The organism is Novosphingobium sp. (genome assembly GCF_036733805.1).
In the GTDB taxonomy this organism is placed as follows: Bacteria; Pseudomonadota; Alphaproteobacteria; order Sphingomonadales; family Sphingomonadaceae; genus Novosphingobium.
Map to the genome: position 1 here is coordinate 1 of NZ_DAIMZT010000015.1, position 24,690 is coordinate 24,690.

A 24,690-nucleotide genomic window follows, 5' to 3' on the forward strand; every position below is an offset into this window, starting at 1 on the left:
GGAAAACAGGCCTCCAGCGGAGGCCATGCGGCATAATCCGGATCGCGGCATTATGAGTCTTATGCCGATATCGGCATAAGACCCACTGGACGGGTCATTCCAGCCGCCTGGCGCGCGATCTCAAGAACCGCTTCGGCACGGCGGTCTACGCCGCCGAGGAACTGGTCGCCGAACTCTCAAGCGCGATGCTCGGGGCCGAACTCGGTCTGCCGGTGACGCATCTCGACAGTCATGCGAGCTACATCGAGCATTGGCTGAAGCTCCTGCGCGAAGACGACCGCGCAATTCTCACTGCTGCGGCCAAGGCTGAGGAAGCCTCAAGCCTGCTGCTTAAGCTCGGAGGACGAATGATCGCAGATGCCGCCGAAGAACCCGAAGACGTCGCACTCGCAGCCTGACGGAGGACACCATGGGCCGATCGGTCAGCTATCCCAGCGGCGCCATCGTCGCGTTCACCCTGCTCGAGGTCGATGACGAAGAGGACTGGGACTTCGAATATGAGTGGCTGCGCGCGGACCTCAGCGAGCGCGCTGCCGCAGCCTTTCCGTCGCTTGAAGCCCACGATGGCTGGCGTGGCCGTGAGGACCGGATCCTCGGGCGAAATGCGTTCGCCGACTTCGGTGTCTCGGTCTACGGTGGTCTCGTTGCCGTATGGGTCGTTGAACGCGATGACGGGGCCTATTGGGACGATGAATGGCGCACCGCCCGGAGCCCCCGGGCGCAGCAATGGCTTCGCCAAATCGCGCCCCGCTTCAACGCGCTGTTCGGCGACTACGATTGCCTCGGGCATATGTCGAACGGGGAGGGCGTTTACCGCAAACGTGCCGCCTGACACCGAGCCGGTCGCACCAGCGTTTGCACTGCACCTCCCGATCCTGGCGGGACAGCGCAGCTCATGGCTCGCACCATGCGAGAGAGGCCCTGGGCCAGCCGGCGGCGCCCGCGCAACCCGGCTTGGCCAGGCCCGTGTTGACCGGTCCCTGCGGGACGCGGCCTGCCCGCGCCAGCCTGTCCAAGCGGGTTTCCCTTCGGTGCGCGTGTCCGCCCAAAACTGGCCCTGATGGGCTCTCGCTGGCGCAGCCAAGAGCGGCCCGCGTCAGCCTCACGCCAGTCAGGAGGACACGCCCATGCATGCCAGTTTTGCCGACCAGCTCGCCGGTCTCGATCTCGCCGGTTTTTCGATCGGTCCCGCCCCGGTTTCGAGCAGCGATTTTCCGGTTCGCGAAGCCGTCGTTCAGACACTCGAAGCGGTCTGGTCCGATCTCTTCTCGCTCGTTTCCGGGACCGCGCTGGAGGCCGACGCCGAGGATCTTGGCTGGGCCTTCGTCAACCTGTTCCACCGCTCCGCCGAGCGCAAATCGACCGCGCTCGACCGCGCCACCGACGAAGTTCGGGCGCTTGTCGCAACCGCCGATGGCTCCGAAATCCACACCCACGAACTCGAAACCCAGGTCGAGCGTGCGCAATGCGCCGAAGCCGCCATGCTGGCGCTCGAAGAGATGCGAGAGATCGCGGCAAGCCTTTATCTCAACGAGTTCGGCTCGTCCTGGAAGCCGGTGTCGAGTTCGCGTTTCAACCACGGCGCGATGCTGACCTCGGCGCTGGTCGAGGGGCGTGATTTCCTGCGCGCCCGGGCCGAGGCCAAGCGCCGCGCGGCGATGCCCGAGGGCACGCCGGTCGTGTTTGCCGGCGGACGCACTCGGCATCCCAGCGACGCCGACGCGCTCACCTTCGCCAACAACGTCTGGGCGACCCTCGACAAGGTTCGCGACCGCGTTCCCGACATGGTGCTGATCCATGGCGGTGACACCAAGGGCGTCGATCGCCTGGCGTCGAGCTGGGCCGAACGGCGGGGCATCCCCCAGGTGACCTTCTCGCTCGACATGCGGCTTGGCGCCCGTGCGGGCTTCAAGCGCAATGAGCGCATGCTTTCGCTCGATCCGCGCTACGTCGTCGCCTTTCCGGGCAATGGCGTCCTCGAACGCCTGGTCATCGAAGCCAAGACACGGCGGATCACCGTCGTCGATCGCCGCGGTCCGCTCGGCACGAGCCCCAAGTCGGGAGCCCATTCGACCAGTTGAAGGCCATTGGCCTTTGCGCCAGCGCCCCGACGGCACTGGCGTAGCTGTTGAAGAGGGGAGGTGAGCCCTTGTGCCGGTGGATCATGCGGAGGGCCGCACGACCGTACAGCACAGGAGGATTTCATGATCAGCCCCAGCATTGCGATTGCCGAATTTACCGAGCAGCAGGCCGCCAATCGCGCCCGCGTCACCAGCGATATCAACCGCCTCAAGCGCGCGGTGATCGTACCGCTGCGTCACCATGGCATTGCCTCGGTGGAGGTCGCCTTCGACGGATGCGGCGACAGCGGCGCTATCGAGGACATCGCTTGTCGGGACGCCAGCGATACGGCCATCGACCTACCAGAAGAGTTCTCGGTTTGCGTCGAGGAAGACGGGGCCGAGCCGGTTCAGACGACCCTCAAACAAGCGCTCGAAGATCTCGCCTATGCCGCGCTTGAACTCCATCATCCGGGCTGGGAAATCAACGACGGCGCGGGGGGCGCGCTCGAGATCGACGTGACGGCCGAGACGTTCATGCTCGACTGCAAGCTGCGCTACACGGCGTACGACGACCACTACACCGAACTGTGAGGGAGGCCGTCATGGCACATTGCTATTACCATGCCCTGTCCTCGGTCCGAAAGTGGGGCGGGGCGGTCGAAGACTACCTCGCGCTTCACCAGTGGTTCGATCAGTCCAAGGCCATCTTCGCCGATCCCCGGCACCGTGCGCTGCGACACCATGCCGAGGGCATTTTCATGCTCGAAACCCTCTTCGGGGCAACCATCGTCAATGCCGACGGCCGGATCGTGCCGGTGCGTCTGGTTGGCGAGCAGCACGTGCGGGAAGACCTGGGCTCGATCCCCTCCTTCGCCGACTGGGCGCGCCTGATAACGCCGCAAGCCTGGATGCTGCGTGGAAATCGCCTGGACGAACCGGATCCGGTGATCGGCGAAGATCTTGCTGATGACGGCGCGGTTCCCTCAAGCAGTCCTACCAAGACGGGGCGATCGGTCCGGGTCGAAATATGAGCTACCGCTGGTGGTGGAATGGGCCGCTTCGGCTTTGGCTACGCGGGAATAAACAAGGGCTGGGTCAGGTTCCCATCAAGGTGTCCGGGACCAATCCGGCTCTGGGGCAAACCTGTCCTGAAGCAGCCCCGTCGAGACGCGCAACCCGGATCAGGTCCGGCCGAGTTGCCGGGCTGCGCCCGGCTGCCCGCACCACCCGAACCAGATCCAGGTTTCCCTTCGGTGCGCTTCGCCGTGGGCCGCTTCTTCGTCGGGTTTGCAGCCGGGATGGACCCGGAGTGCTCGATCAGGAGAAGACCCATGACCAATCTCGTTATCCTCGTCGGCCGCATCGCTCGCGACCCCGAAGCCCGCACCACCCAGGGCGGAACCAGCATCACGTCGATCTCGGTGGTGACCGATCGGCCAGCCCGCAAGGACGGCAAGACCTACAAGGACGAGAACGGCTATACCGTCAAGGACAGCGAGTTCCATCGCGTCACCTGCTTCAATGGGCTCGGCCAGAACGTCGCCAAATACTGCACCAAGGGCCAGCTGGTGACGATCGAGGGCCGCATCCACTACACGCAGTGGGAGGACCAGAGCGGCACCAAGCGCTACGGCTGCGAGATCATCGCCGACAAGGTCGACTTCCTCACCAAGGGCGGCCGCTCGGGCAGCAACGAAGGTGCCCCCGATATCGACGAGGACTGATCGTCATGCCCCACGACAAGGCCCCGGTGGCACACGCCATCGGGGCCTTTTTTTGTGCTCGCCGGCGTTGGCGGCGGCGCGGGGCATCGAGCCCGCGCGCCGCCGCGGGTGACCGCCTACTTCGCCGCCAGGCGCTTCAGGGTTTCATCGATGCCGAGCGATATCGATGCCTGAATGACCCGCTTGAGTTGCGCCGGTTCGATCGTCTCGGCGCCGCATTCAACGAGCATCTTGCCCAGTTCGGTTGCGGCTTCATCGCGGAGCCTGACCTCCTGCGCGTCGAGTTCGAGACGCTGTTCACGCAGTTTCTTGAGTGCATCGCGGGCACTCGGTTTGGACCTGGCCATCAGTGTTCCTTTCGGTGGCCGTGGGTCCCCTCCAACGCCGATAATGTCAGGCGGCCAGGGTGTAGGAAATTGGTTTCTGCGCTGATCGTGCGCCTGGGCTGAGAGGTTGGAGAGGTCTCTCTCGCAGAAGTCCGATGGTGATGTAGGCTTTGGGGCCGCGTCAAGGACGACGGGGCCCCACCATTTTTCCGGGCAAGCCCGAAAAAATCGTGACCCCCATCGCCGCTTCGCGGCCGCGCGTGCCGCGCGGTCCCTGACCCGGCCCGTCGCCCACATCCTCGCAGCTCCTGATGCGACGCATCAAACATCAGGAGGTTAGACATGTACATTTCGATGAACATTGCCCACGGTGGTTTCCAGGCCGATCAGGTGGCCTTCGTTGCCGCACTGGATCAGGCCCATGCCCGGTCCTTTCACAGCTACTTCACGCAGTACGTCCTGACCGATGACGAGGCGGGCTACATCGCGGTCGACGAGGGCGATTACGGCGCACTTCCGGCCGGGATGCTGGACCGGGTCATTGACACCGTACCGAGCAAGCTGAGCGACGAAGCTTGAGCACATTCGAAAGGAGGAAGTCCGCAAAGGGCTTCCTCCTTTTCTTATGCTCGGCGACCTGATCGCGGCGCCAGGCGATGATCAGACCGTCTGGTCCTCGCGGTCCATGGCCTCGAGTCTCTCGGGCATGTCGAGCATCTTGATCGCCGCCGCCGAGATCGCCTCGGCCATTGTCGGATAGGTTTCGGCAGAGCTGATCGAGACCCAGCTGTCATAGCTGACGGTCGCCTGAAAGCCGTTGCCCTTGGGTGTCGCGGACAAGGTCACGCTGGCCATTGTCGCTCTCCATGACGGTGGAAGTTGTCCGCGATCATACCCCGGATTTCGCATCGCGCCCAGCGTCGATCAGGCCAATCCTTCACGTGCAGGATGGCGCTTCGATTCCGCCGGAAGATCGTTCCTTGGGGCTTCGGGATAGGTCGGATCAGCTTGCTGGTCCTACTCCGAAAGCGGGGAACAGGGGGCACACCGTACGCGACAGGTCGCCGTGGATTTTGCAGACATATCATTGAAAATACGTTCATGTTTTCTCCAAATCGAAAAGGGTAGCTTCTCCGTCAAAAATAACTTGGCTCCTTCGCCTTACTTGGAAGTGACCGCATCTCCAGGCGCAACCGCGGAAGCGCGCGCTTCTCGATGTTCTTGACATGTTCTTGGGAATGACTTAGACCCTGCATTGCCTTTCGCAGTGCGCACCGGGCTCCTGACCACAAGGAGTCCGTGCATGACACGGCCAATCTGTCTCCAGGTTTACATCTCCAGCGAGCTCAGTTCGCTGATCCGCAAGGCCGCCAAAGCCAAGGGGATCAGCATGAGCGAATGGGTTCGCTCGCTGCTCGCCAATGCCTGCGCGGAGGAAGAACTCACCTCCCGTTTCAGCACCACCGTCGAGCGCATTTCGCGTCAGTCTGTCTTTCTGATGGTCGGTGTGGATGCGCTCCTCGCGGGACATGCGGACCATGGTTTGCGCGAACGGGCGCACCAGGCCTACGCCCGCAAGTGCAAGGAAATCGGTGTGGCCGCAACCACCGGCGAGGGAGGCGTCTCATGAAACGCAACCTCGTCAATTTCACCCGCGGCAGTCAGCTCCTCGGACACTTCAGCTTCATGTTCGCAGCCGGCCTCAAGGGGCCGTTGATCATCGCTGCCATCGTTATCGCGTGGACCTCGTGGTGGACCCTTTCGACGGGTCTGACCGACCAGGAAGTCTATCTCGTCTGGATGCGGGTCTATGCCGCCTTCTACGGCTTCATGGAGTTCGATCCGACCAAGAAGATCGCGCTCGAAACGGCCTATGGCGGTTCTGTTCAATTCCCCATCGCGATGCTCGATACCTTCCCGCCTGTGGTTCGTGCCTGGGAGCATATGCTCGATTTGCTCGGCGCTGCGCTTGTGCGATCGGCGCTGTTTCTCGTGCCCAGTTTCGTGTTGTTTTACTGGTTCGCCGCGCGGTTCGGCAGCCGCTCCAAGGAGCGCAAGCACGAGCGCGGCGCAATGCTTGTCACGCTTCCCGAACTCGTCGACGAATTGCGTGATCACAACCGGCGCGAGCGTGCCCGTGAATTGTCGGAAACCCTTGGGTGGAAATGGCGCCTGTGTACCCCGCGCGAACTGGCCCGGGCATTTCCTTACCAGCCATCGCACCTCGCGACGGTCGTCTATCCCTGGCGGTTGGAACAGAGCCACGCGATGCTCATCGGCACGACCGGCATGGGCAAGACCGTCGCCATGTCGGACATGCTGGCTGAGGCCCGGGCGAAGGGACAACGCTGCGTCGTCTTCGATCTCACCGGCGCGTTCATCGAGCATTTCCACGAGGGCCATCGGGACGTCATCCTCAATCCACTCGACGCCCGTTGCCCGCGGTGGAGCCTGTTCGACGAATGCCGCACCGAGGGTGAGTTCTGGGCCGCTGCCGAAGCGCTTGTTCCGCATGATGGAGGCGGGGAAGCGCAGTTCTGGGTGATCGCTGCCCGCGCGCTGTTCGTCGAGTTCTGCCTCAAGCTGGTCGCTGAGGGCAGGGGTACGAACGAGGCGCTCGCGCGCGAATTGATGACCGCCGATCTGTCGCGCGTACATGCCATGATGCGCGGCACGATCGCCGATCCGCTAACCGCCCCCGAAGCGGCCCGCATGGCGGAATCGATCCGCGCGGTGTTCAACGTGAACGCCAAGGCGCTGAAGCTCCTTCCGACCTCGGGGCGGCGCTTCTCGGTTCGCCAGTGGATCGAAAATGATGGTCAGGTGGCCGAGGGTAAGGGCTCGGTCGTGTTCATCTCGGCGCGCTATGTCGATATGAGCGTTTGCGCGCAGTTGCTCACGCTCTGGCTCGACACGGCGATGAATACATTGATGACTGGCCCACGAACCCGGGACCTCAAGTGCTGGTTTTTCGTCGACGAGCTGGGCGCGCTGCATAGACTCCCGGCACTGGAAAAGGGGCTTCAGACCGCGCGCAATTTCGGCGGTGCGATCGTCCTGGGCCTGCACGCCTACGCCAAGCTCAAGGAGGTCTACGGCGAGAACATGGCGATGACCTTGTCGTCTCTCGCCCGGACCAAGCTGATCCTGGGTACGGCCGACCGCGAGACGGCAACCTGGTGCTCGGACTTCATCGGTCACCGACAGGTCCGCGACATGGAGGAAGGCTATACCTACGGCTACAACAACGCTCGGGATGCGGTGAGCCTGACGCCGCGCAAGCATATCGAGCCGCTGCTCCTGCCCGATCAGTTGATGAACCTGTCCCGGCTTTCAGGGTATATCAAGTTCCCCGATGGCTTCCCGGCGGCTCCCATCAAATTGAAGCCAATAGGTCGGCCGAGGCTGGCGGAAACCTTTATCGGGCGAGCCGAGGAGCGCCCCGTCGCCAACACCAATCGCCTGCAACCACCTGCCGCCCCATCGCCGCATCCAACTGCTTCTACAGCCGCAGAGCATCCGTCTTCCAACGATGACGGGGCGGGCAAGCCGGTGGTCCCCAAGCAGGGCGTTCTCGCGCTTGATCCGGGCACCAGCGATCGGACGCAGAAGACAAGCGAACGCTTGACTGGAGGCAATCATGCGCGTGTCGTGGACCCTGCTGACAATCCCCCCGGCACCACGCCTCAGGACAGGAAAGCGGGGAGCGCTAAGGTGCCGGCTGATCCCGCGCCGACCCCGATTGCTTCTCCCAAAGGGGCAGGCTCTCGGGGCGACCGGACGCCTACCGAAAGCGACCCCGAAAGGGATACGAAAGAAGCCGGTCGGCCCGGTGTCCCAGCGGCAAAGACACCCCCAGGCCGGCCATCCGATCCCGACCAGGCGGCAGGCCGGCAGGTCGAGCCCGAATCCCGCAAGCTGATGGTCGAGGATGGATTGCCCGAACGCGATACCCCGCCGCGTGAAGGACCCGATCTCGGCGATCTAGATCTGTGATGCCAAGGGCAAGCGCCGCACGGCCTGGCAGGGCATCATGCTCTCTGTAGCCAATGTCCGCACGGCTGGCGGCGCTGCCAACTACTTCGCCGCCGACAACTATTACACGCGGGCCGATGCCGACCGGTCGGGCGAATGGCTGGGCAAGGGCGCCGAAAAACTTGGCCTCCGCGGCAGAATCGAGGCGAAGCAGTTCGAGGCCGTATTGAAGGGATTGCTGCCCGGCGGGAGTCGCGTCGGCAGCGATAATCGCGTTCATCGTGCGGGCACGGATCTCACCTTCTCGATGCCCAAGAGCTGGTCGATCCTCGCGCTCGTCGGCGGGGACAAGCGCATACTCGATGCCTATGCGGCAGCGGTCAGGGAGACACTGACCTGGGCCGAAAAGAACCTCGCCGAGACGCGGATGGAGGTGCGCGGCAGGGAACGGGTTGTCGCGACCGGCAATCTCGTCGTGGGTCTGTTTCAGCACGACACGAACCGCAACCAGGAGCCCAATGCGCACTTTCATGCGGTCGTTGCCAACGTGACGCAGGGACCCGACGGCAAGTGGCGGGCGCTCAGGAACGACAAGCTCTGGGAGCACAATACCTTGCTCAACGCGATGACCATGGCGCGCTTTCGCCTGGGCGTAGAAAAGCTCGGCTATGAGGTCGGCGAATATGGCAAGCACGGCAATTTCGAGGCCGTGGGCGTTCCCAAGGCCATTCGCGACGCCTTCAGTTCCCGGCGCGCGGAAATCCTCGATCGGCTTGCCACGATGGAGGGAAAGGGTCTTGCGGCACGCAATGTCGCGAACCTCATGACACGAGCGGAGAAGGGCCGGATCGTGGATCGCGACGCGCTTGCGCGGCAGTGGGGAGAGGCCGCAGCCAAGCTTGGTTTCGATCCCGCACAGGTGATCGCCAGGGCCAACGCGCGCGCGGCGCACGACATCGGCAACGTCGCGGGATTTGGACAGGCGGCGCTCCGGCTCGTGCGGCAGGGCAGCGCGCTTGCCGCAGTCCTCGCGACCCGTCTCGGCCTCAGGGACAGCGACCCGCTCCTGCCTGCGCGGATGGGGAACCGGACACCGGAGCAGATTGCCGCTGCCCATGCTGTTGCCTCCGCCATCCGCCACCTCGGCGAGCGTGAGGCGGCCTTCACGCGCGCCGACATCTTCCGCGCGGCGCTCGGTTTCGCGCTCCCCACATCGATCATGGAAATCGAGAACCGTGTCGACCAGTTGCTGCGCCAGGGGCACCTCCTGAAGGGCAAGGGCGCCGATCGCGACCTTGTCACGACCCGCGATGCGCTCGGCCTTGAACAGCGCATCATTGCCGCCGTCGAAAGCGGGCGCGGCCTCGCTCCCGCGATCGTCCCGCCCGATGTTGCCGGGGAGCGGCTGCAGGCACTCTCCCAGCTCAAATACGGCATGACGCTGAACCCGGGCCAGGAAGGCGCGGGACGCCTGCTGCTGGCCTCGCACAACCGGATCGTCGCGATCCAGGGTGTCGCCGGCGCCGGCAAGAGCACCGTCCTGAAACCGGTTGCCGATGTGCTGCGCGAGGAAGGCAGGGCCGTGCTCGGTCTCGCGGTGCAGAACACGCTGGTCCAGATGCTCGAGCGTGAAACCAGCATTCCCTCGATGACGGTGTCGCGCTTCCTGCGCCAGCATCGAGACCTGCTCGAAGGGGCCGGCCCATCGCGGGTTGCCGAGGCAAAGGCCGCGATGCGCGACACCGTCGTGCTGCTCGACGAAGCCTCAATGGTCGGCAATGCCGACAAGGAGAAGCTCGTTCGTCTGGCTAATCTGCTGGAACTGGACCGCTTCGCCAGCATCGGCGACAGGAAGCAGCTTGGCGCGGTCGATGCCGGGAAACCCTTCGACGTCATGCAGCAGGCGGGCGTCGAAACCGCAATCATGAGCGTCAACCTCCGCGCTAGAGAGAAGGCGCTGCGCGACGCCCAATATGCGGCCCAGGGCGGTCATATCGACGAGGCCCTGAGGCATCTTGGAACCCATGTCGTGGAAGCCGGAAATGGGGCTGCCGTCGAAGCGGCTGTGGCTTGGCTATCGCTGTCGCCGGCGGAGCGCGAGACGACGTCGATTTATGCTTCGGGCCGGGCGCTACGCGGTGAGGTCAACGAGGCCGTCCAGACCGGCTTAAAGGCCAACGGCGAACTGGGGCCAGGGTCGATGCGGCTCGGAACCCTCTCGCGCATCAACGTGACGCGCGAGGAATTGCGCTATGCACGCAGCTACGCGGCCGGCACGGTGGTCGAGGTCGACCGGCGCCAGCGAGCCCAGGGTCTGCGGCCCGGGCGCTATCGGGTGGTCGAAACCGACATAGCGCGGGAGCGGGTCAGCCTCGAGAACGAGCGTGGCAGCCGCTTCGAGTTCCGGCCCGGCCAGTTGCGGCCGCAAGGCGAGCAGGATCCGCTGCGCTTGTTCGAAGTTCGCGCGCTCGACATCCATGCGGGCGACCGGATCCGCTGGACAGAGACCGATCACAAGCGTGGCCTGCTTAATGCCGATCAGGCGCGCATCGCCGCTATCGACGGCAAATCCGTCATGGTGAAGACTTCGCTCGGGGCTGAGCACACGCTGGGGCGCGATGATCCGATGCTCGAACGGCTCGATCTCGCCTATGCACTCAATGCCCACATGGCACAGGGCCTGACTTCCGATCGGGGGATCGCGGTCATGGACAGCCGGGAACGTAACTTGGCGAACGAGCAAACCTTCCTGGTGACGATCACCCGCTTACGCGACGGTCTGACCCTGTTCGTCGACAACGCCGGTAAACTCGAGGCCGCAGTCGAACGCAATCCGGGCATGAAACGATCGGCTCTGGAGACCGTCGATCTTTTGCGCGATGCCGCCGCGCGAGGCCAGGCGAAGGACCGAGCGCCGGCACCGGCGCGTGAACCGCCGGAACTGGACCGCTCGCTCACTAAGCCTTTCGAGATCGGAATCTAACCCAAAGCCTTCCCTTCGACCTTGATAGCCAAGGTTGAATGGGCGAGGCTCGGCACTTGGTGCACATGCCTTGGAATAATACCTCGCAAAATCACTATTGCTTTGGCATCTTAGGTTGCCTTGGAACCCAACAAAAGAGCAAAATCTTCTATCGAATATCCGAGCGTGATTCGGTCTAAAGATTTGGGGGCGTTGTTCTATGAGATGGACAGTCGGCTTTGCGCTGGTCACTTTGGCTTCAGTGCCAGTTCAGGCTGATCCGCCAGCGCCGCGCGGATACCGTGCCATCGCCATCACTGCCCCTTATTCCAGGGCGGCGCATGCGGCGGCCGAGGCGGTCATTCAGGCGAGCAACGGCGACCTGACCTGGGCCATGCTCGAGGATAGCAAGACGCGGGCCTATCCGTGGTTCGGGTCGCGCAGCACGGACTACCTGTTCCTCGTGCAGTTCAATAGGCTCGATTATCCTCAACTTTGCGTTGCGATGCAGGTCGAAGATGGCAGCTACCAATCCGCCGGCTGTGATGCGACGACCAGTATCTCCACTGTTTACCGGCTCGACCGCGGGGCAACCCGCATTCCGTGGCTCGGCGTTTACCTGGAAAAGGCGTTCGTCCGCTATTGTTGGGACGGCAATCATTACATCGACAGAACCGCGTCCAACGGAGGCAAGCTCTGCGTCTAGCGATGAGCGGCGGCAAAGCTTGCGTTTTACGAAGGGAAACCAGTGGAAAGCCCCTACTACTTCCCGGTACTGCGCAGGAAATCCGCCGCCCAGCTGGAGCCGATGATGCCGGCGCGCGCCTTGGCGCGCAAGCCTCCTAAGATCGATGGCTGCACGATGCTAACGCCCGGTTCCGCCGCCTATAACAGCTATCTGCCGACTTATAATCTGCGCACGGCCCGGGCACCATCGCTACGCGCGCTCTGTGCCACCGAGGCTGCCGTAGCCAAAGTGCTGACTTGGCTGCGCGACGAAGGCATGCGGTTCGCCGTGCGCAGTGGCGGTCATTCGTTCGAGGGTTATTCCGAAAGTCCCGACGTCGTGATCGACGTCCGCTCGCTGAACTCTGTCACGTTTGATCCTGCCCGCTCGCTGGTGAAGGTCGGGGCCGGCGCATCGCTCCAAAAGGTCTACGACACGCTGAGCCTGCGCGGCATGGCCATCGCTGCGGGCACGTGCCCAGTCGTCGGAATTGCGGGCCACCTTTTGGGCGGCGGCTACGGTCTCCTAGCGCGCAAGTTCGGCCTGGCGTGCGATAGCCTGACCGCGCTTCGGCTCATCGACGCGCGCAGCACCGTTCGCCAGGTGGGCGCAGCGTCCGATCCCGACCTGTTCTGGGCAAGCCAGGGGGGCGGTGGGGGATCTTTCGGCATCGCCACAAGCTTCACGATCAGAGTGCATCCGGTGGCCACGGTTGTTGTATTCGGTGTGACGTGGTTGATTAGCGATTTGCAGCGCGCTGCGCGCCTGGCGGCCGCCTGGCAGGACATGGCATTCAGCGCTGATCCTGCGATCACCGCGCTCTTCAAGATCGGTAAGCTCAGTAGCGGTGCCTTCAGCCTGCGCTGCTTCGGGCAAAGCGTCGGCAGCGAGCAAGGCGTGCACGCGGCGCTCGCGTCGCTGCTGGCTCTGGAAGTCCCGGCGGACCCGCTGAAGGTCCAAACCATGACTTTCGCCAAGGCGGTCGCGAAATTCGCGGGAAGCGACAATGAGCTCGGGCGATATTTTACCAAGGAGAAATCGGACTTTGCCGAGCGGCTCACGGCGGACGCTGTCCTTACCGCATTGGCGGGGCTCGCCCCGCTTCCGGCGGGGCGGATCATCTTGATCCTGAGTCCCCACGGCGGTGCGGTTAGCCGGCTTCGCAGCGATGTCACCGCATTTCCGCACCGCGAGGGAGTACAGGTTCTCATCCATTACTTTTCTCAGTGGTCGAGCGCTGCATCGACCGCGAAGATCACCAAGGACATCGCCGGCCTATACGCGTCGATGCGGCCTCACGTCACCGGCGGGGCCTACGTCAACTATTGCGACCAAGACATGCCCAATTTCGCGACCAGATACTGGGGCGCCAACCTGCCACGGCTGAGCCGGATCAAGAAGCAGGTCGATCCCGCGAACCTATTCCGGTTTCCGCAAAGCGTGCCGCTCGCCCCATGATATCTCTTCGCCCCTCACAGGAGCTGCCATGACCCTGCCTCCCGCTCTCAAGCCAGATCCCGATTTCACTTGGGACCCACAAACGGGCGACTGGGCCGTCGGCGTCCGTCCGTGGCGGGCCGGCACATTTCGGCTCGAGCTTGAGACTACCGGCGGCAAGCATCTCGTCCACAACTACGGCCATGGCGGGGCCGGCATAACCATGAGCTGGGGATGCGCAGTCGAGGTGAGGGACATCGTACGCCATACGGGAATCAAGAAGGGAGCCACGGTCGCGGTCGTCGGCGCCGGCGTCATGGGCCTTACCTGCGCGGTTGTGCTCCTCGAAGCAGGTTATGCCGTCAACATCTATGCCGCCAAGATGAAGGATACGACGTCCGATCGGGCGGGCGGGCAATGGGCGCCCTCGATCGTCGAATTCCTGCCAGGCGAGCGCGCGCGCTTCGACCGCATCCTCAAGACCGCGTTCGATCAACACAAGCAGCGGATCGGCAAGGGGTTCGGGGTTTCCGAGCGCACTAACTTCTGCAAGGTCCGTTCGCACGGTCTTGACCTCGCAAGCAGCTCCGGCGCGATTCCCGCGCCGCGGCAATGGGCCAGCTTGCCTTTTGAACACATGAACGGGCCAGGCTGGTCGTACGAGACCCTGCTGGTAGAGCCGCCTATCTTTCTGCCCAAGCTTCGCGCCGACCTGCAAGGCCACGTCGCCTGGGTCGAAGGCGAGATCAAAGACAAACAGGCGCTCCTGCGCCTCCCGCCCAAGGTCATCATCAACTGCACTGGCTACGGGGCGCGCAAGCTCCTGGGCGACCGCGCCGTTGAACCACGCAAGGGCCTACTGGCGCTGCTTCCAGCTCAGGCCAACCTCGATTACCTCTTCAGCAACGGATCGAGCTACGTCTTTCCGCGCGCCGATCACGTCGTTGTCGGCGGCAGCTTCGAGGCTAGGGACGACGAAGCCAAGGACGTCGCGATCCTCACTTCGATCGTCGAGAACGCTAAGGCGCTGTTCGCAGGCTTCGCCGTCAAGACCTTCTCCTGGGCGCTGCCGTTCAACAAGTGAACTGCCTCGAAAGGAATTCGCCACGTGGCCACGGTATCGGACTACATCATCGCTCGCCTCAAGCAGAACAATGTCGACACCTTGTTCGGGGTGCCGGCCGTCTACTGCTCGGCCATGTACGACGCCGCCGCGCGGGCCGCCGGCTTTCGCGCTATAGTGACTGCAAGCGACCTTGAGGCAGGTTACGCGGCCGACGGCTACGCTCGCGTGCGCGGCCTATCGGCGGTCTCAGTCGCCTATGGCGTGGGAACGCTCAGCCTCATCAATGCCGTCGCCGGCGCCTATGTCGAGCGCAGTCCGATCCTCGTCGTCAATGGCGGTCCATCGGTTGCTCGCGTCGACACGCAGACCCGGGACGGCATCCTGTTCTCGCATTCGATGGGCGGGGCGCATACCGATCTTGTAGCCTTTGGACCGCTCACGTGCTGGTCGAAGCGCGTTGAGAGCGCGGCCAATGCGCCTGCGATGATCGACGATGCGATCAAGACCGCCATCAAAGCCAAGCACCCTGCCTATATCGAGTTTCCACAAGCCGTGCTTGGTGCGCAATGCCCAGCGCCTGCCGGCCAGCTCGATCTCACAATCCCTGCCGGTACGGCCGCAGCGACTGCGAAGACTATCATAGACGCGATCCGTGCGGCTAATTCGCCCTTCCTCATCGTGGGCTGCGAAATCGCCCGATATGGCCTTCCAGACCGGATGGCTGCAATCCTGACGAAGCTCAATATCCCCTGGGCGACAACTCTGTTGGCAAAATCCAGCGTGGCGGCAGACAAGAACTTCAAGGGCGTGTTCAATGGGGAGGAGGCGCCCACCGCCGTCAAGAGCGGCCTTGCTGGAGCCGATCTCATTGTATCTTTAGGTGCCGTGTTCAGCACGGGCCACGCAGGCCTGTTTCCGAGCCTCGACGTCCTCATGCGTGCTTGGGACGGCAAGTTCGTTGACAAGCGCAAACCGGCGACCTCCGTCCACATTGTGCCACTGGTCGAAGCACTGAGGACGATGGCGCTGACGGACGCGCCGCTGGAGCCGGACGCCGCGGGTATAAAAGCAGCCGAGAAGCTAGCCGAGATCGCGAAGATTGAGCTACAAGGCGAAGCCGTATGGGACGGCGACGAGGCACCGGGCGCGCTAGCTGCGCTGAGAGAAATGGTAGCACTCGCGCCACCTGTCGGCGCCGGCCTCAGCTACGACGAGCTCTTTAGCACGATCAACGAACCCGGTTTTCTTGACGCTTCGATGCGGATTGTCGCCGACACGTTCCTTGGTATCTACAGTGCGGCGCGCATGACGCTTCCTGCGACCGACAGCTTCTTGGCGGGCGCCGTTTGGGCATCCATTGGCCACTCGGTCGCTGCCGGGCTGGGCGCGTCACTTGCAGGCGGCAAGCGCTCAGTTGTCATCTGCGGTGATGGCGGCTTCCAGATGATGGCCACATCCATGTCGACTATGGTTCGCGAGGCGCAAGATGTGATCATTATCGTCGTCGACAACGGGCTCTACGGCTACGAACAATACCTGCTGCGCCCGAGCTATTACAACGTGCCTGCGGAAAACGCGATTTCCTACGCGACGCTCAATCAATGGGATTACTTGAAGGTCGCTGAAGGCATGGGGGTGCCATCGCGCCATCTTGCGGATTCGGTCGCCAATTTGCGCACCGCGTTGGCCGCCGCCAAGGCCTACCGCGGTGGACCGTCGATCATCCGGGCCATGGTCAAATCGAAGTCGCTGCCACAGGGGCTATGAACGCTTGAATGCAGTTAGGCTGCGTCATGCTCAGTGAACATCGCTGTCACGCTAAGCGTCATCAGGAAAATCGCCGGGCTAGCGATCGAAGACTACGGTTCCGACATAGTGGAAGCCATCTAAACCCGCATTCGAGCGGACGATGTATGAGGTCGGCGACACATTGTCGACGATTCCAGCGTTGATTGCGGAAGCGACTGGCGCCGGTTCGCCGGCGCTGTAGTAGCCGTTGATAGCCTGAATGCCAGGGCGGTTGGCCTTGGCGACGGCTATGTGTCCCGACGACATCCGTCCTGCTAGCTGGGACTCGTTGGTAAGTACGTCGACGAACACTTTTTGAGTCAAGGTAGTCTTGCGTTCAGGAGCAGCAACTCCGCCGCCGGTTAGCGACGCTTCAGCGCCTTGAGCGAGTCCGGAGTCGCCATGGAGCTGCGGCACCAGCCCGGTCATCATCCCGCTTGCGGTGGAAAAGGGCGAGTGAACACATGTGCCGCTGAAAGCCGCAGGATCGCAGTCGCGTAGGCTGAGCATGGCCCAGACAAATTCGGAACAATAACTCGCGAACTTGCGCGCATCCTGACCGAGAAGGATCTGGGCGAGCAACTTGGCTTCCTCGCTCGGTGTGCTCACTCCGGCGACACCGCGTTGGTACATCGGCTTCCCATAGTCGGAATAGAACTCGAACCGGTCCTGCTTGCTACCTGCCAAGCGCGCCCATTTTTCCAGGTTCGTTACCTGCACGGCGTTCAAGTTGGGGCGAATGATGTGGATTGCATCGAGGTCTGAGTAATGCTCCGGATAGTTCATCGGGCTGCTGTACGACATAGGCGATTCCAGCGTCATGACGAACGGCCCTGCGGCGTCCGAGACGACGAAGGCGAGCGCGGAATGAGATACGCCCAGTTGCATGTGGGCATAGGCCAGCGTGTTATCCCACAGCGGACGGAAGCTGAGGAGGATGTCGCCTGTCTTCACCAATCCTGAGCGAGCTAGGTCGACGGCAGCTTGCTTGGTCGCATGGGTCGATTTCCTGAGGTGGATCGTGCGAAAGCCCGCGCCGTCAGTGCCGCCTCCTTCGGTTACAACGACGTTGCTGTCAGCCGAAGGGGAGATCGCCGCCCAGGTCGAACGCGGCGGCATCATGAACGGGGATACGTCGAGGATCGAAGGTTCCTGGGCCGCGACCTGCATCCCGAGGGGTAGGGCGGCACATGCGCAGAGCAGCGCGGCGGACGTGTTGCGGAGCCAAGTCTTCATTGGGACCTCTCAAAACCGAATTTCACATCGCGCAGGTTGATGGGTGCGTCCTGCTGCCGCTTGACGATCTCGTAGCTTCCGCCGCGATGGATCCGCAGCACCTCCGACGAGGTCGCATCAGGCGCGCTGAGTTCCTCATTCGCTTGGCGCACGAGGCCGACGAAGTCGACGCGCTCGACTCCACCCTGCGCGTCGAGACCAGCGATTACTCGGCGTACCGAGTGGCTATCGAAAACAAGCCCCTTGCTCTCAATAAAGGACCTAAGGCCGGTTTGATTGGACGAGGCGCCTTGAGAGAGAAGCAGAGCGATCTCGGACGCCGTGTCTGAGAGCTTGCAGTTTGCTCTGTTCTGCTCGCCACAGGCGACGCTCGCGCTCGGTCTTCCGGCCAAGCCGCGCAGCGCAAAGGTATTGCCGATTACGGCGTTGGGCGTGGCTCTTCTTGCTATGCCGACGCCGCTGCCGAGACGCGGAACCGACATCGTGTATTGCGGTAAAGCGTCGGCGTTGCGTTGTACGGTGACGCCCACCGGGTTGCCGCGGAGCGCAGCCGTGGATCCCACGGACCGCATCCATGTGGGAAGCTCATCGACGTTGAGGACCATCGCCAAGGCCATTTCGGCTCCCTCAGGATCCGAATAATTGAGAACGATCTCGCGGCTCTGCGCGGACGCTTGGACGCTCCAAGATGCTGCGGTCAGTGCCAAGACGACCCATATCTTTGGCTTCATATTTGGTCCCCTTTTCGCTGCCCATCTTTGCCGTTTTGAAGCGGCCTTGTCAGGTCGAGCGACCGCCCTGCTCTCTTCATCGATCGGCGCTCTCATCTAAGATAAGCGCCGACCTCGCTCCCAGGAAGACATCGGAGGGCCGACGCTGTCGTGCGAGCAGCAAAGCTTCCGAGGGATCGCGCAAACCTCTCTGCTCAATGAGGCGGGCACCTTCGCGTATCTCGTCCTGCACGTCCTGTCGGCTGTAGATCGCATCGCGCCAGGCAAAGCGATCGCCCCCTTCGCCGTTGACGATCTTGGCGCCGGGAAGGTTGAGCTGGCCGCCGAAGTATTGAACGCAATTAGAGCCGATCCTGCACGGTTGCCCAGATATGACGGTGATCCATTTGGGACCGCCGACAAGCACGGCGTAGTACATCGTATTCGCCTTCACTGGATCGACCCCGCTTGCGATCAAGGCGTCGTAGAAGACGCGGTGCGTATCGAGAAAGCTGCGAACATGCCTGATACAGTAGTGGTCATGGATAACCGCTGCCTTGATGAAAGCCTCGTCGAACCGGCCGCCGACCAGCGGCTGCGCCCATCCTGGGATCGATGCACCATCGGTCTTGAGCCCGGCCTGTGCCTGCCAGCCGACCCCTCGTGGGTCTATGAACCCGAAATCCTTGACCAGCGTGCAGATGCCTGAGTTCTGACAATTCGTGGGCGCGAGCTCCAAGTCGCCGACGAACTGCGCATGGGCGGGTTGAGCGAGTAATAACCACACAACGACCGCACCCAGAAAGTCGCGCCGCATGGATGCCCTCCTCACCTTAGTTGGCCATTTTTGATGTCATCTACCTGTGTTTTAGTAAAGCGTTCAATGCAGTGGTGTCAGAATCGAAATAGTCGCGAGGCGCGATCTCCTGGCGGTAGCATTTGATCAATTCGGTGCCAGAAACGTAGACGACGGTGTGTTGCCCGGCGATTCCGACACGGATAGACAATCTCGGCTGCTCTCGTGATAAGCTTAAATTTGCACCAATCAAAGTTAATGGCCACTCGCGACGCCTTCTCGTCCGGTAAGCTGCTCAATGCGTCTGGCGATAGCTTGCCAGGTTTGGATACCTGTCTCGTCGCCTGCTAGCGCCAGGGCGCCAATCTGTTCGGCGACATGGAGCGGGGCCTTGTCGCCATGCGTCGTCAGCACATGATTGGCACAAGCCCAGAGTTCCCACTCGCTGAGCATCAGCGGAATTGTCCGGCGAGGCCGAATAGCAAGGCTATGAAGCCATAGCCTACGAATGCTGCGGTCAGCAGATATTCGATGTTGAGCCTGAGCCGGCGAGGACGGGGCTGTCCTGCCGGCCAAATCTGATCGCAGACGATCCCGTTGAACCCGGCACGCTGGCCCGTGACTTCGACCTCGCAGCCGATCAGACGACGCGACGGGCCGTGCGCGTCCAGTTCCCACACGCCGCCGCCACTACGAAGAAGCAGGCCATATGGTCCTTCTTCCAGGTATCCGGTGAGATGCAGGTCGGCGCCTAGCGGCACGCCGGACCCTTCCAATAGCGATCCCAGCGAAGAACCGTCCCTGTGCGGACCATGGCGCAGGAGAGATCGGCGCCCGAAGGCAGGCGGCACCAGGCGGCTGTCCTGCTGCCTCCGGCAGACCCTTCGGAGCGGCATGTCAGCCTCGGAGCTCGAACGACGACATGACCTGTCGGGATGGTGCCGCGCGGCCCGCCCAGCAGGCCTACCGGCGCATCACGGGCTTCTACCGCCGAGGCAGTGGGGCAGGGCTGGTTGGAGCGGCATGTGCCGTCCATTTCGCGCGCCGCGATCCCCGCGATGCGGAGATGTGGTCCCTCTGCGCACCAGACGGGGCCGTCGCCGTCCCAGACATGGGTGGGCGTGCAAGTGAAGGTCTGCCCGGCGGCGACAATCGAGGCGGCAAGAATGACAAGCATCGGTATGGTGAGCCTAGCGCAGAGCTCGGCCGAACCAGAGAACGCGGCCGACGATATTGATGGTGCGCTTTTCGAGACCGCGCCAACTGGGATAGGCGGGATTGTCGCTCAGCACCGAAACCCGCTTGCCTTGCGGTTCGATCGCCACGCGCTTGACGTTGAGCATGTCATCCATGCGCATCACATAGATTCCGTCGCGCAGGCGCGATTGGCCATCGCCCAGATCGACCATCACTTCGTCGCCGTCATGCAAGGTGGGCTCCATCGAGTCTCCATGAACCGCGATGATCGACAGGTTCGTTGCCTTGCTGGCTGTCAGCCGTCGCAGCCATTTTTCATCGAATCCGAATTGGGCGCATTTGGCTTCCATTTCCGCAAGCGCACCGTGACCGGCGGAAGCCTCGACCGCGAGAACGGGCACATGGACCAGTTCGACAACGGGGCCTGAACGCCGTTCCGGGGCGCCAAGAACCTTCTCATCGACGCCAAAGAAACGGGCGAGCACCGCGCGATCCTGTTCGTCCAACTGCCTGGGGCTACCGCGCCGGATGTACTGCTGGATATAGGCGGCATTGCGTCCCAGGAGGCGCGATATCGAGGAGTAATTGACCCCTCGCTTCTGGATCAGCTCGTCCAGGGCTCTACGTGCGTCTTCCATCGCTGGCAGTCCTATCGCATCCATCTAGGAAATTCGATCCTAGACTCTAGGAAGCCTTCCTAGTAGGAACATAACAAGAACGCAAGCGCAAAGCGAGTCGAAGGCGATGGAGCTACTGGAGCAGATCGAGGCATATTTGGTGCGTAGCAGCGTGTCGCCCAGCACATTTGGCAGATTGGTCACTGGGGATCCGAGACTGGTCGGAGACCTGAGGTCGGGTCGCCGTCCGCGGCGAAAGACGCTCGAGAAGGTGCAGGCCTACCTGGCCGCGGCTGGCGAGGATTGCCAACATGTTCCACGAACTTTTTGTAACGGATCGGCCCGGACGAGGGCAGGGGGATGCGCTGCTCACGCGCTGCCGATTACGCGCAAGCGCATGCCTCTGGTTTCCAGCAGGTAGGTCTCTACGCCGGCGACAAGGTGCAGCCCCTCTTCGGAGATGGCGCTCCGCGAAAGACCGGGTTGAACGATGCGGACGTCGAACTCGTAGCGATAGTCCTGCCAGCTCGCCTTGAGCTTTTTGAGGAATGCTGGTGTTCCCAGCTCGAAGCGCGTGCTTTGCCCCTTATCGAGGCGCAGCTTCTCGCGTTTGAGCATATGGGTGAACATGCGATTGGGACGATCCCGCCAGCGTGCGGACTTCTGCGCCTGGCCACAGACTTCGTAGAGATCCTTGACCCGGGCACCGGGCTGATCGGCGCTGGAATATTTGCAGTGGAAGAGTGTGACCTGGACCAGGCCTTCGGTAACGCGCAGCGAAACGACGTCGGCGATCTCACCTGCGCCGTCATCGTCGAACACAAGATCGTAGGCGTCGCTATCGGCTAGCAACATGTCGATCACGTGCCGTTGGACGGAGTCCGCCCGCTTTTCCAAGCCTTGCGCTTCGACACGAATGTTGACCTTGGACCAATCCCAGGCCTCGATCCGGTCCGCGGGATATGGCTCGACGGAAACACCGTCCGGCAAGGCGTAGAGATGACTGTAGATCAGAAGCGAACCATCACCAAAGTCGATCTGGGGAGAATCGTCGCCGAAGGATTCGGACAACGATTTGACCTTGCCCCCGACCTTGATGCTGGTCTTCGGACCGGACTTTTGCGGATAGCGGGCGCCGCCCTCGCTGAACACGATCTCGAATTCTGCGGCATGCGCCTCGCTGCGCACCGCAAACCTGAGCGGCCCGGTCCGTTCGTGGTCGAGTAGCTCGATGTCGCATTCCGTGAACAGCACGGGTGCGTCGTCAAAGCTGATCTCGATCCGGTCCTCGATCTGGGTCAGCAGCGATTCCGGCCAGTGGATCGCCACCGGAGGAACGTCCGGCCGCGCACTGATCTGGCGGGGACGCATCGCGCTTTTGAAGACCCCGTCGGTCGTGATCCCGGGGTCGTTTACAGCCTGGCCAATGTCCGCGCACCATTCAACCCAGTCGGTGAGGTCGCGAACAGGCGTAATGGACCAGAACTTTCCCTTCGCGGAGCAGCCGCGGGAGGTCGGCACTCCGCCCAGAAAGCCAGTGGCGAAGACATTGTTCTTAATCCGGGACTGAGATTTGGCGTTGTCGAGCCCATCCGCGACATCGACGCCCATGTACATGGAATAGCGGACGCCGCGCCCCTGATGGTGCGTCAGGCCGAGGTTGCGCAGGATCAGGCGGTTGAAGCCATGAAGACTGCGGAATACTTCCTCGCCCTCGACACGCCGCGTCGTCTCACCACAGACAGCCTTGGCCAGTCTATCGTACGGGCCTTTTGACGAACTGCTGATATAGAGGAGCCCCTTCACGGGATCCCAGTGCATCATATGCAGATCCCAGACGACGTTGATCGCGTGTTGGGCCGTCGTCCAACCGGCTACCTCCTCCGAACGCGTGACGAAGATGGCGACGCGCTGGTGTGGATTGACCTTCATGCCGAGATAGACGCCGGCGTTGTAAAGGTCTTCGGCGCGTAGGGGCTCCCAGGCATCGCATGACGTGCGGTAGACGACAGCGTTCATCTTGGGTTCGAGGGTCTGCAAGGGAATGTCGCTGAGATCGCCGACAAACCCCTTGAACATCTCGGCGCGGCGAACTTGCCGATCGATTTTGGCCGTGCTCAGCGCTTCAACCAGCGCATTCCAGTCAGCGTCCTCCGCGTAAAGCTTTGCCAGCGACCGGTCGATGTCGTCCACGCCGGTGTTGGCGATTACGGTGGCGTCGCCCAATCGCGGATCCTGTCGGGTAAAGCGGCCCACGAACTGGATTGTCACCGCAATGCTCTTGTGCGGATCGTGCAGCGCAGCGATCTTGAGCTCGGGCAGGTCAAATCCTTCGCCAAGCATGTCGACGCAGATGATGATCCTGCTGTCGAAGCGCCGGAGCGCAGCGAGATTGTCGCGGCGGTCCCTTGTCGATTGCTGGCTGTGGACGATGACCGGCCGAAACTCGGGGTACATCGCACTGTAGATCTGGTGCAGTTCCTTGGCCCGATCGATCGTCGAGCAGCGCGCCATCGCGAGGTGATTGAGCCCTTGGCCAAGATCGGCCTGAAGAACTTCGCCGAGCTTCTCGGCAATAGCTGCGTCGGCATCTGCCTGGTCGAGACCAAAGACCGCTTCAAAGCGGATTGGTTTGAAGTAGCCTTCCGCCTGCGCCTTCTTGAGCGGGTAGGTGTAGATGAACTCGCCATCGACACGACGACCATCTTCACGGAACGGCGTGGCGGTGAACTGAACGATCGGCAAGGGCGGATCATGTTCGACGAACAGGCCGCGAAAGCGTGCCCATGTCGGCGCGCCGATATGATGGGCTTCGTCGATGAACAGCGCCGAGGCCCGCCCGGCCATCCTTTCCTGGACCTCAGCTTCGGCGCGCCCTGCGATCTGCATGGTCGTGACCACGACATTTGCGCTCTCGAATATCTCGTCCACCTCCTCCGGCGTCCGGGGGATGTGCGAAAGCCGCATGACGAATGGAAATGCCGCAGTGGCATCAAGGCACCTCTGCTGTTTGAGAACGCCGAAGGTCTCGAACTTGCTCGCGATCTGTTCGCGAAGCGCATCGGTTGGAACCACAACAAGCAACCGGCTGAACCGCTGATGTGCATTCAGGGCAAGCATGGTTTCCGTCTTGCCAGTGCCCGTGGGCATCACGATCGTGGCAGGGTCGGTCGAACGCGTTGAATGAGCCAGTGCCGCGTGCAGAGCGCCCACTTGAGGCCTGCGAAGCCCATGTTGGGCTGGCCTATCGTCGGTGGCGGGCTTTCCCTCGCGCAGATGGAATGCGTCTTGCCATGAACGTGAAACCGCGGCCAATCGCTCATTGCGCGCATTCCGATCGAGCGCGGCGATATTGGTCGGCGTGATGTTTATCCAGCGACCCTGACCTGCTTCCAGCGCATCCACGATTGCCTTGGGCTCGGCCGCCGCGGGCACCAGCAAGACCAGATCTGCGTCCAGCTCGGTGGACGTCTTGCTGTTGATGATCTTGAGCGTTTCCCCTGAAGACAGGGTCGTCTCGTATCCGTTCACACGGCGAACCGCAAAGGGACGCAAGCGGCAGGTTTCAAGAGATGAAGGGACATCCAGTTGGCGCACCGGGCTCCCCAGAACCTTGCCTTCGACAGCTAGCCGTTGGGGGATGAGCAAGCGGACTTCGTCGTCAAAAAGCCCCGCTTGCCCATTCACGGTCTGCTGCTTGCGCGACGCCATCCGTCTTTACCTCATGTTGAACGCCGTTCCCCCGGCGCCGGCTATCAGTGCTTCTTGTCCTTGGGGGGATTGGGGTCGTTACCTGGCGCCACGGTATCGGAGTCGCGCCAGCGACCGTCACGACCCTGAATCCGGACTTCTCCTCCGCCCAGATTGCGCACGGTCTGCTTGGCAGCCTGTTCGGCTGCTTGCTGCGTCTTATGCACACTGCTGGCGCGACCCGCCTTGGGGGCCTTTACTGCCCAGCCGTCGGGATGCTTGGTGACGTACCTGTCTGCCATGGAATGCCCTCCTTTCGCGTTGACTCCTGAATGGCAGATGCATATAGGAACTATACTGACTACGATGTCAAGTG

At 62.4% G+C, this 24,690-nt stretch carries 24 protein-coding genes and 1 pseudogene; 14 read left to right on the forward strand and 11 right to left on the reverse strand.

The genetic code is table 11. The features are described 5' to 3' along the window. Positions 1-80: 80 nt before the first annotated feature. From V7D69_RS05615 to V7D69_RS05640, 6 genes and pseudogenes are all read left to right on the forward strand, one after another. Positions 81-398 (forward strand): annotated as a pseudogene (locus tag V7D69_RS05615) (zincin-like metallopeptidase domain-containing protein); the annotation flags it as partial. An 11-nt stretch (positions 399-409) separates the two neighbouring features. Beyond that, a complete protein-coding gene (locus tag V7D69_RS05620; RefSeq protein WP_333605292.1) occupies positions 410-832 on the forward strand; it encodes a hypothetical protein in 423 nt (140 codons plus the stop codon). Positions 833-1,127: 295 nt separating this feature from the next. Continuing rightward, entirely contained in the window at positions 1,128-2,081 is a 954-nt protein-coding gene (locus tag V7D69_RS05625; RefSeq protein WP_333605293.1) for a DUF2493 domain-containing protein, read from the forward strand. Positions 2,082-2,204: 123 nt separating this feature from the next. After that, positions 2,205-2,654 (forward strand): DUF6878 family protein, encoded by a 450-nt coding sequence (locus V7D69_RS05630; protein ID WP_333605294.1) that lies wholly within the window; start codon positions 2,205-2,207, stop codon positions 2,652-2,654. 11 nt (positions 2,655-2,665) lie between these two features. Next, positions 2,666-3,094 (forward strand): DUF6915 family protein, encoded by a 429-nt coding sequence (locus tag V7D69_RS05635; RefSeq protein ID WP_324260349.1) that lies wholly within the window; start codon positions 2,666-2,668, stop codon positions 3,092-3,094. A 300-nt stretch (positions 3,095-3,394) separates the two neighbouring features. After that, on the forward strand, positions 3,395-3,787 hold the full coding sequence (locus tag V7D69_RS05640) for a single-stranded DNA-binding protein (protein WP_333605295.1): 393 nt from the start codon (positions 3,395-3,397) through the stop codon (positions 3,785-3,787). 116 nt (positions 3,788-3,903) lie between these two features. On the opposite strand, the gene V7D69_RS05645 is transcribed toward V7D69_RS05640, so the two are convergent. Next, entirely contained in the window at positions 3,904-4,134 is a 231-nt protein-coding gene (locus tag V7D69_RS05645) for a DUF6437 family protein (protein ID WP_333605296.1), read from the reverse strand. 321 nt (positions 4,135-4,455) lie between these two features. Between V7D69_RS05645 and V7D69_RS05650 the strand changes: the two genes are divergently transcribed. Beyond that, positions 4,456-4,692, forward strand: coding sequence for a hypothetical protein (locus V7D69_RS05650; RefSeq protein WP_333605297.1), 237 nt, complete (start codon positions 4,456-4,458; stop codon positions 4,690-4,692). An 81-nt stretch (positions 4,693-4,773) separates the two neighbouring features. On the opposite strand, the gene V7D69_RS05655 is transcribed toward V7D69_RS05650, so the two are convergent. Beyond that, positions 4,774-4,968 (reverse strand): hypothetical protein, encoded by a 195-nt coding sequence (locus V7D69_RS05655; protein ID WP_100865752.1) that lies wholly within the window; start codon positions 4,966-4,968, stop codon positions 4,774-4,776. 448 nt (positions 4,969-5,416) lie between these two features. Here V7D69_RS05655 and V7D69_RS05660 point away from each other — a divergent pair, with 448 nt between their 5' ends. The 7 genes from V7D69_RS05660 (at position 5,417) to V7D69_RS05690 (ending at position 16,047) form a co-directional block, all read left to right on the forward strand. After that, a complete protein-coding gene (locus V7D69_RS05660) occupies positions 5,417-5,743 on the forward strand; it encodes a hypothetical protein (RefSeq protein ID WP_333605298.1) in 327 nt (108 codons plus the stop codon). Next, positions 5,740-8,109 (forward strand): type IV secretion system DNA-binding domain-containing protein, encoded by a 2,370-nt coding sequence (locus V7D69_RS05665; RefSeq protein ID WP_333605299.1) that lies wholly within the window; start codon positions 5,740-5,742, stop codon positions 8,107-8,109. The genes V7D69_RS05660 and V7D69_RS05665 overlap by 4 nt, the downstream gene beginning before the upstream one ends. Positions 8,110-8,146: 37 nt before the next feature. Further along, the gene (gene mobF, locus V7D69_RS05670) at positions 8,147-11,071 is read left to right on the forward strand and encodes a MobF family relaxase (RefSeq protein ID WP_333605300.1); all 2,925 of its coding nucleotides are present in this window, start codon (positions 8,147-8,149) and stop codon (positions 11,069-11,071) included. Positions 11,072-11,270: 199 nt separating this feature from the next. Next, positions 11,271-11,756: a hypothetical protein gene (locus V7D69_RS05675; RefSeq protein ID WP_333605301.1), complete on the forward strand. Its 486-nt coding sequence runs from the start codon at positions 11,271-11,273 to the stop codon at positions 11,754-11,756. A 42-nt stretch (positions 11,757-11,798) separates the two neighbouring features. Next, positions 11,799-13,235, forward strand: coding sequence for an FAD-binding oxidoreductase (locus V7D69_RS05680; RefSeq protein ID WP_333605302.1), 1,437 nt, complete (start codon positions 11,799-11,801; stop codon positions 13,233-13,235). A gap of 28 nt (positions 13,236-13,263) precedes the next feature. After that, positions 13,264-14,298, forward strand: coding sequence for an FAD-dependent oxidoreductase (locus tag V7D69_RS05685; protein WP_333605303.1), 1,035 nt, complete (start codon positions 13,264-13,266; stop codon positions 14,296-14,298). A gap of 24 nt (positions 14,299-14,322) precedes the next feature. Next, positions 14,323-16,047: a thiamine pyrophosphate-binding protein gene (locus V7D69_RS05690; protein WP_333605304.1), complete on the forward strand. Its 1,725-nt coding sequence runs from the start codon at positions 14,323-14,325 to the stop codon at positions 16,045-16,047. A 78-nt stretch (positions 16,048-16,125) separates the two neighbouring features. On the opposite strand, the gene V7D69_RS05695 is transcribed toward V7D69_RS05690, so the two are convergent. The 9 genes from V7D69_RS05695 to V7D69_RS05735 all read right to left on the reverse strand — a co-directional run bounded on the left by V7D69_RS05695 (position 16,126) and on the right by V7D69_RS05735 (position 24,616). Then, the gene (locus tag V7D69_RS05695) at positions 16,126-17,238 is read right to left on the reverse strand and encodes a hypothetical protein (protein ID WP_333605305.1); all 1,113 of its coding nucleotides are present in this window, start codon (positions 17,236-17,238) and stop codon (positions 16,126-16,128) included. Positions 17,239-17,300: 62 nt separating this feature from the next. Continuing rightward, the gene (locus V7D69_RS05700) at positions 17,301-17,921 is read right to left on the reverse strand and encodes a hypothetical protein (RefSeq protein ID WP_333605306.1); all 621 of its coding nucleotides are present in this window, start codon (positions 17,919-17,921) and stop codon (positions 17,301-17,303) included. Positions 17,922-18,111: 190 nt separating this feature from the next. After that, the gene (locus V7D69_RS05705; RefSeq protein ID WP_333605307.1) at positions 18,112-18,831 is read right to left on the reverse strand and encodes a DUF1353 domain-containing protein; all 720 of its coding nucleotides are present in this window, start codon (positions 18,829-18,831) and stop codon (positions 18,112-18,114) included. Positions 18,832-19,065: 234 nt separating this feature from the next. After that, a complete protein-coding gene (locus V7D69_RS05710) occupies positions 19,066-19,263 on the reverse strand; it encodes a DUF6961 family protein (RefSeq protein ID WP_333605308.1) in 198 nt (65 codons plus the stop codon). After that, positions 19,263-19,571, reverse strand: coding sequence for a DUF5818 domain-containing protein (locus tag V7D69_RS05715; RefSeq protein WP_333605309.1), 309 nt, complete (start codon positions 19,569-19,571; stop codon positions 19,263-19,265). The genes V7D69_RS05710 and V7D69_RS05715 overlap by 1 nt, the downstream gene beginning before the upstream one ends. After that, complete coding sequence (locus tag V7D69_RS05720) at positions 19,562-19,987, reverse strand: hypothetical protein (RefSeq protein WP_333605310.1); 426 nt, start codon at positions 19,985-19,987, stop codon at positions 19,562-19,564. The genes V7D69_RS05715 and V7D69_RS05720 overlap by 10 nt, the downstream gene beginning before the upstream one ends. Positions 19,988-20,000: 13 nt before the next feature. Then, positions 20,001-20,645: a S24 family peptidase gene (locus tag V7D69_RS05725; RefSeq protein WP_169493606.1), complete on the reverse strand. Its 645-nt coding sequence runs from the start codon at positions 20,643-20,645 to the stop codon at positions 20,001-20,003. 348 nt (positions 20,646-20,993) lie between these two features. Beyond that, positions 20,994-24,335: a DEAD/DEAH box helicase gene (locus V7D69_RS05730; RefSeq protein WP_333605311.1), complete on the reverse strand. Its 3,342-nt coding sequence runs from the start codon at positions 24,333-24,335 to the stop codon at positions 20,994-20,996. A gap of 44 nt (positions 24,336-24,379) precedes the next feature. Next, on the reverse strand, positions 24,380-24,616 hold the full coding sequence (locus V7D69_RS05735; protein WP_333605312.1) for a DUF2188 domain-containing protein: 237 nt from the start codon (positions 24,614-24,616) through the stop codon (positions 24,380-24,382). Positions 24,617-24,690: the final 74 nt, after the last annotated feature.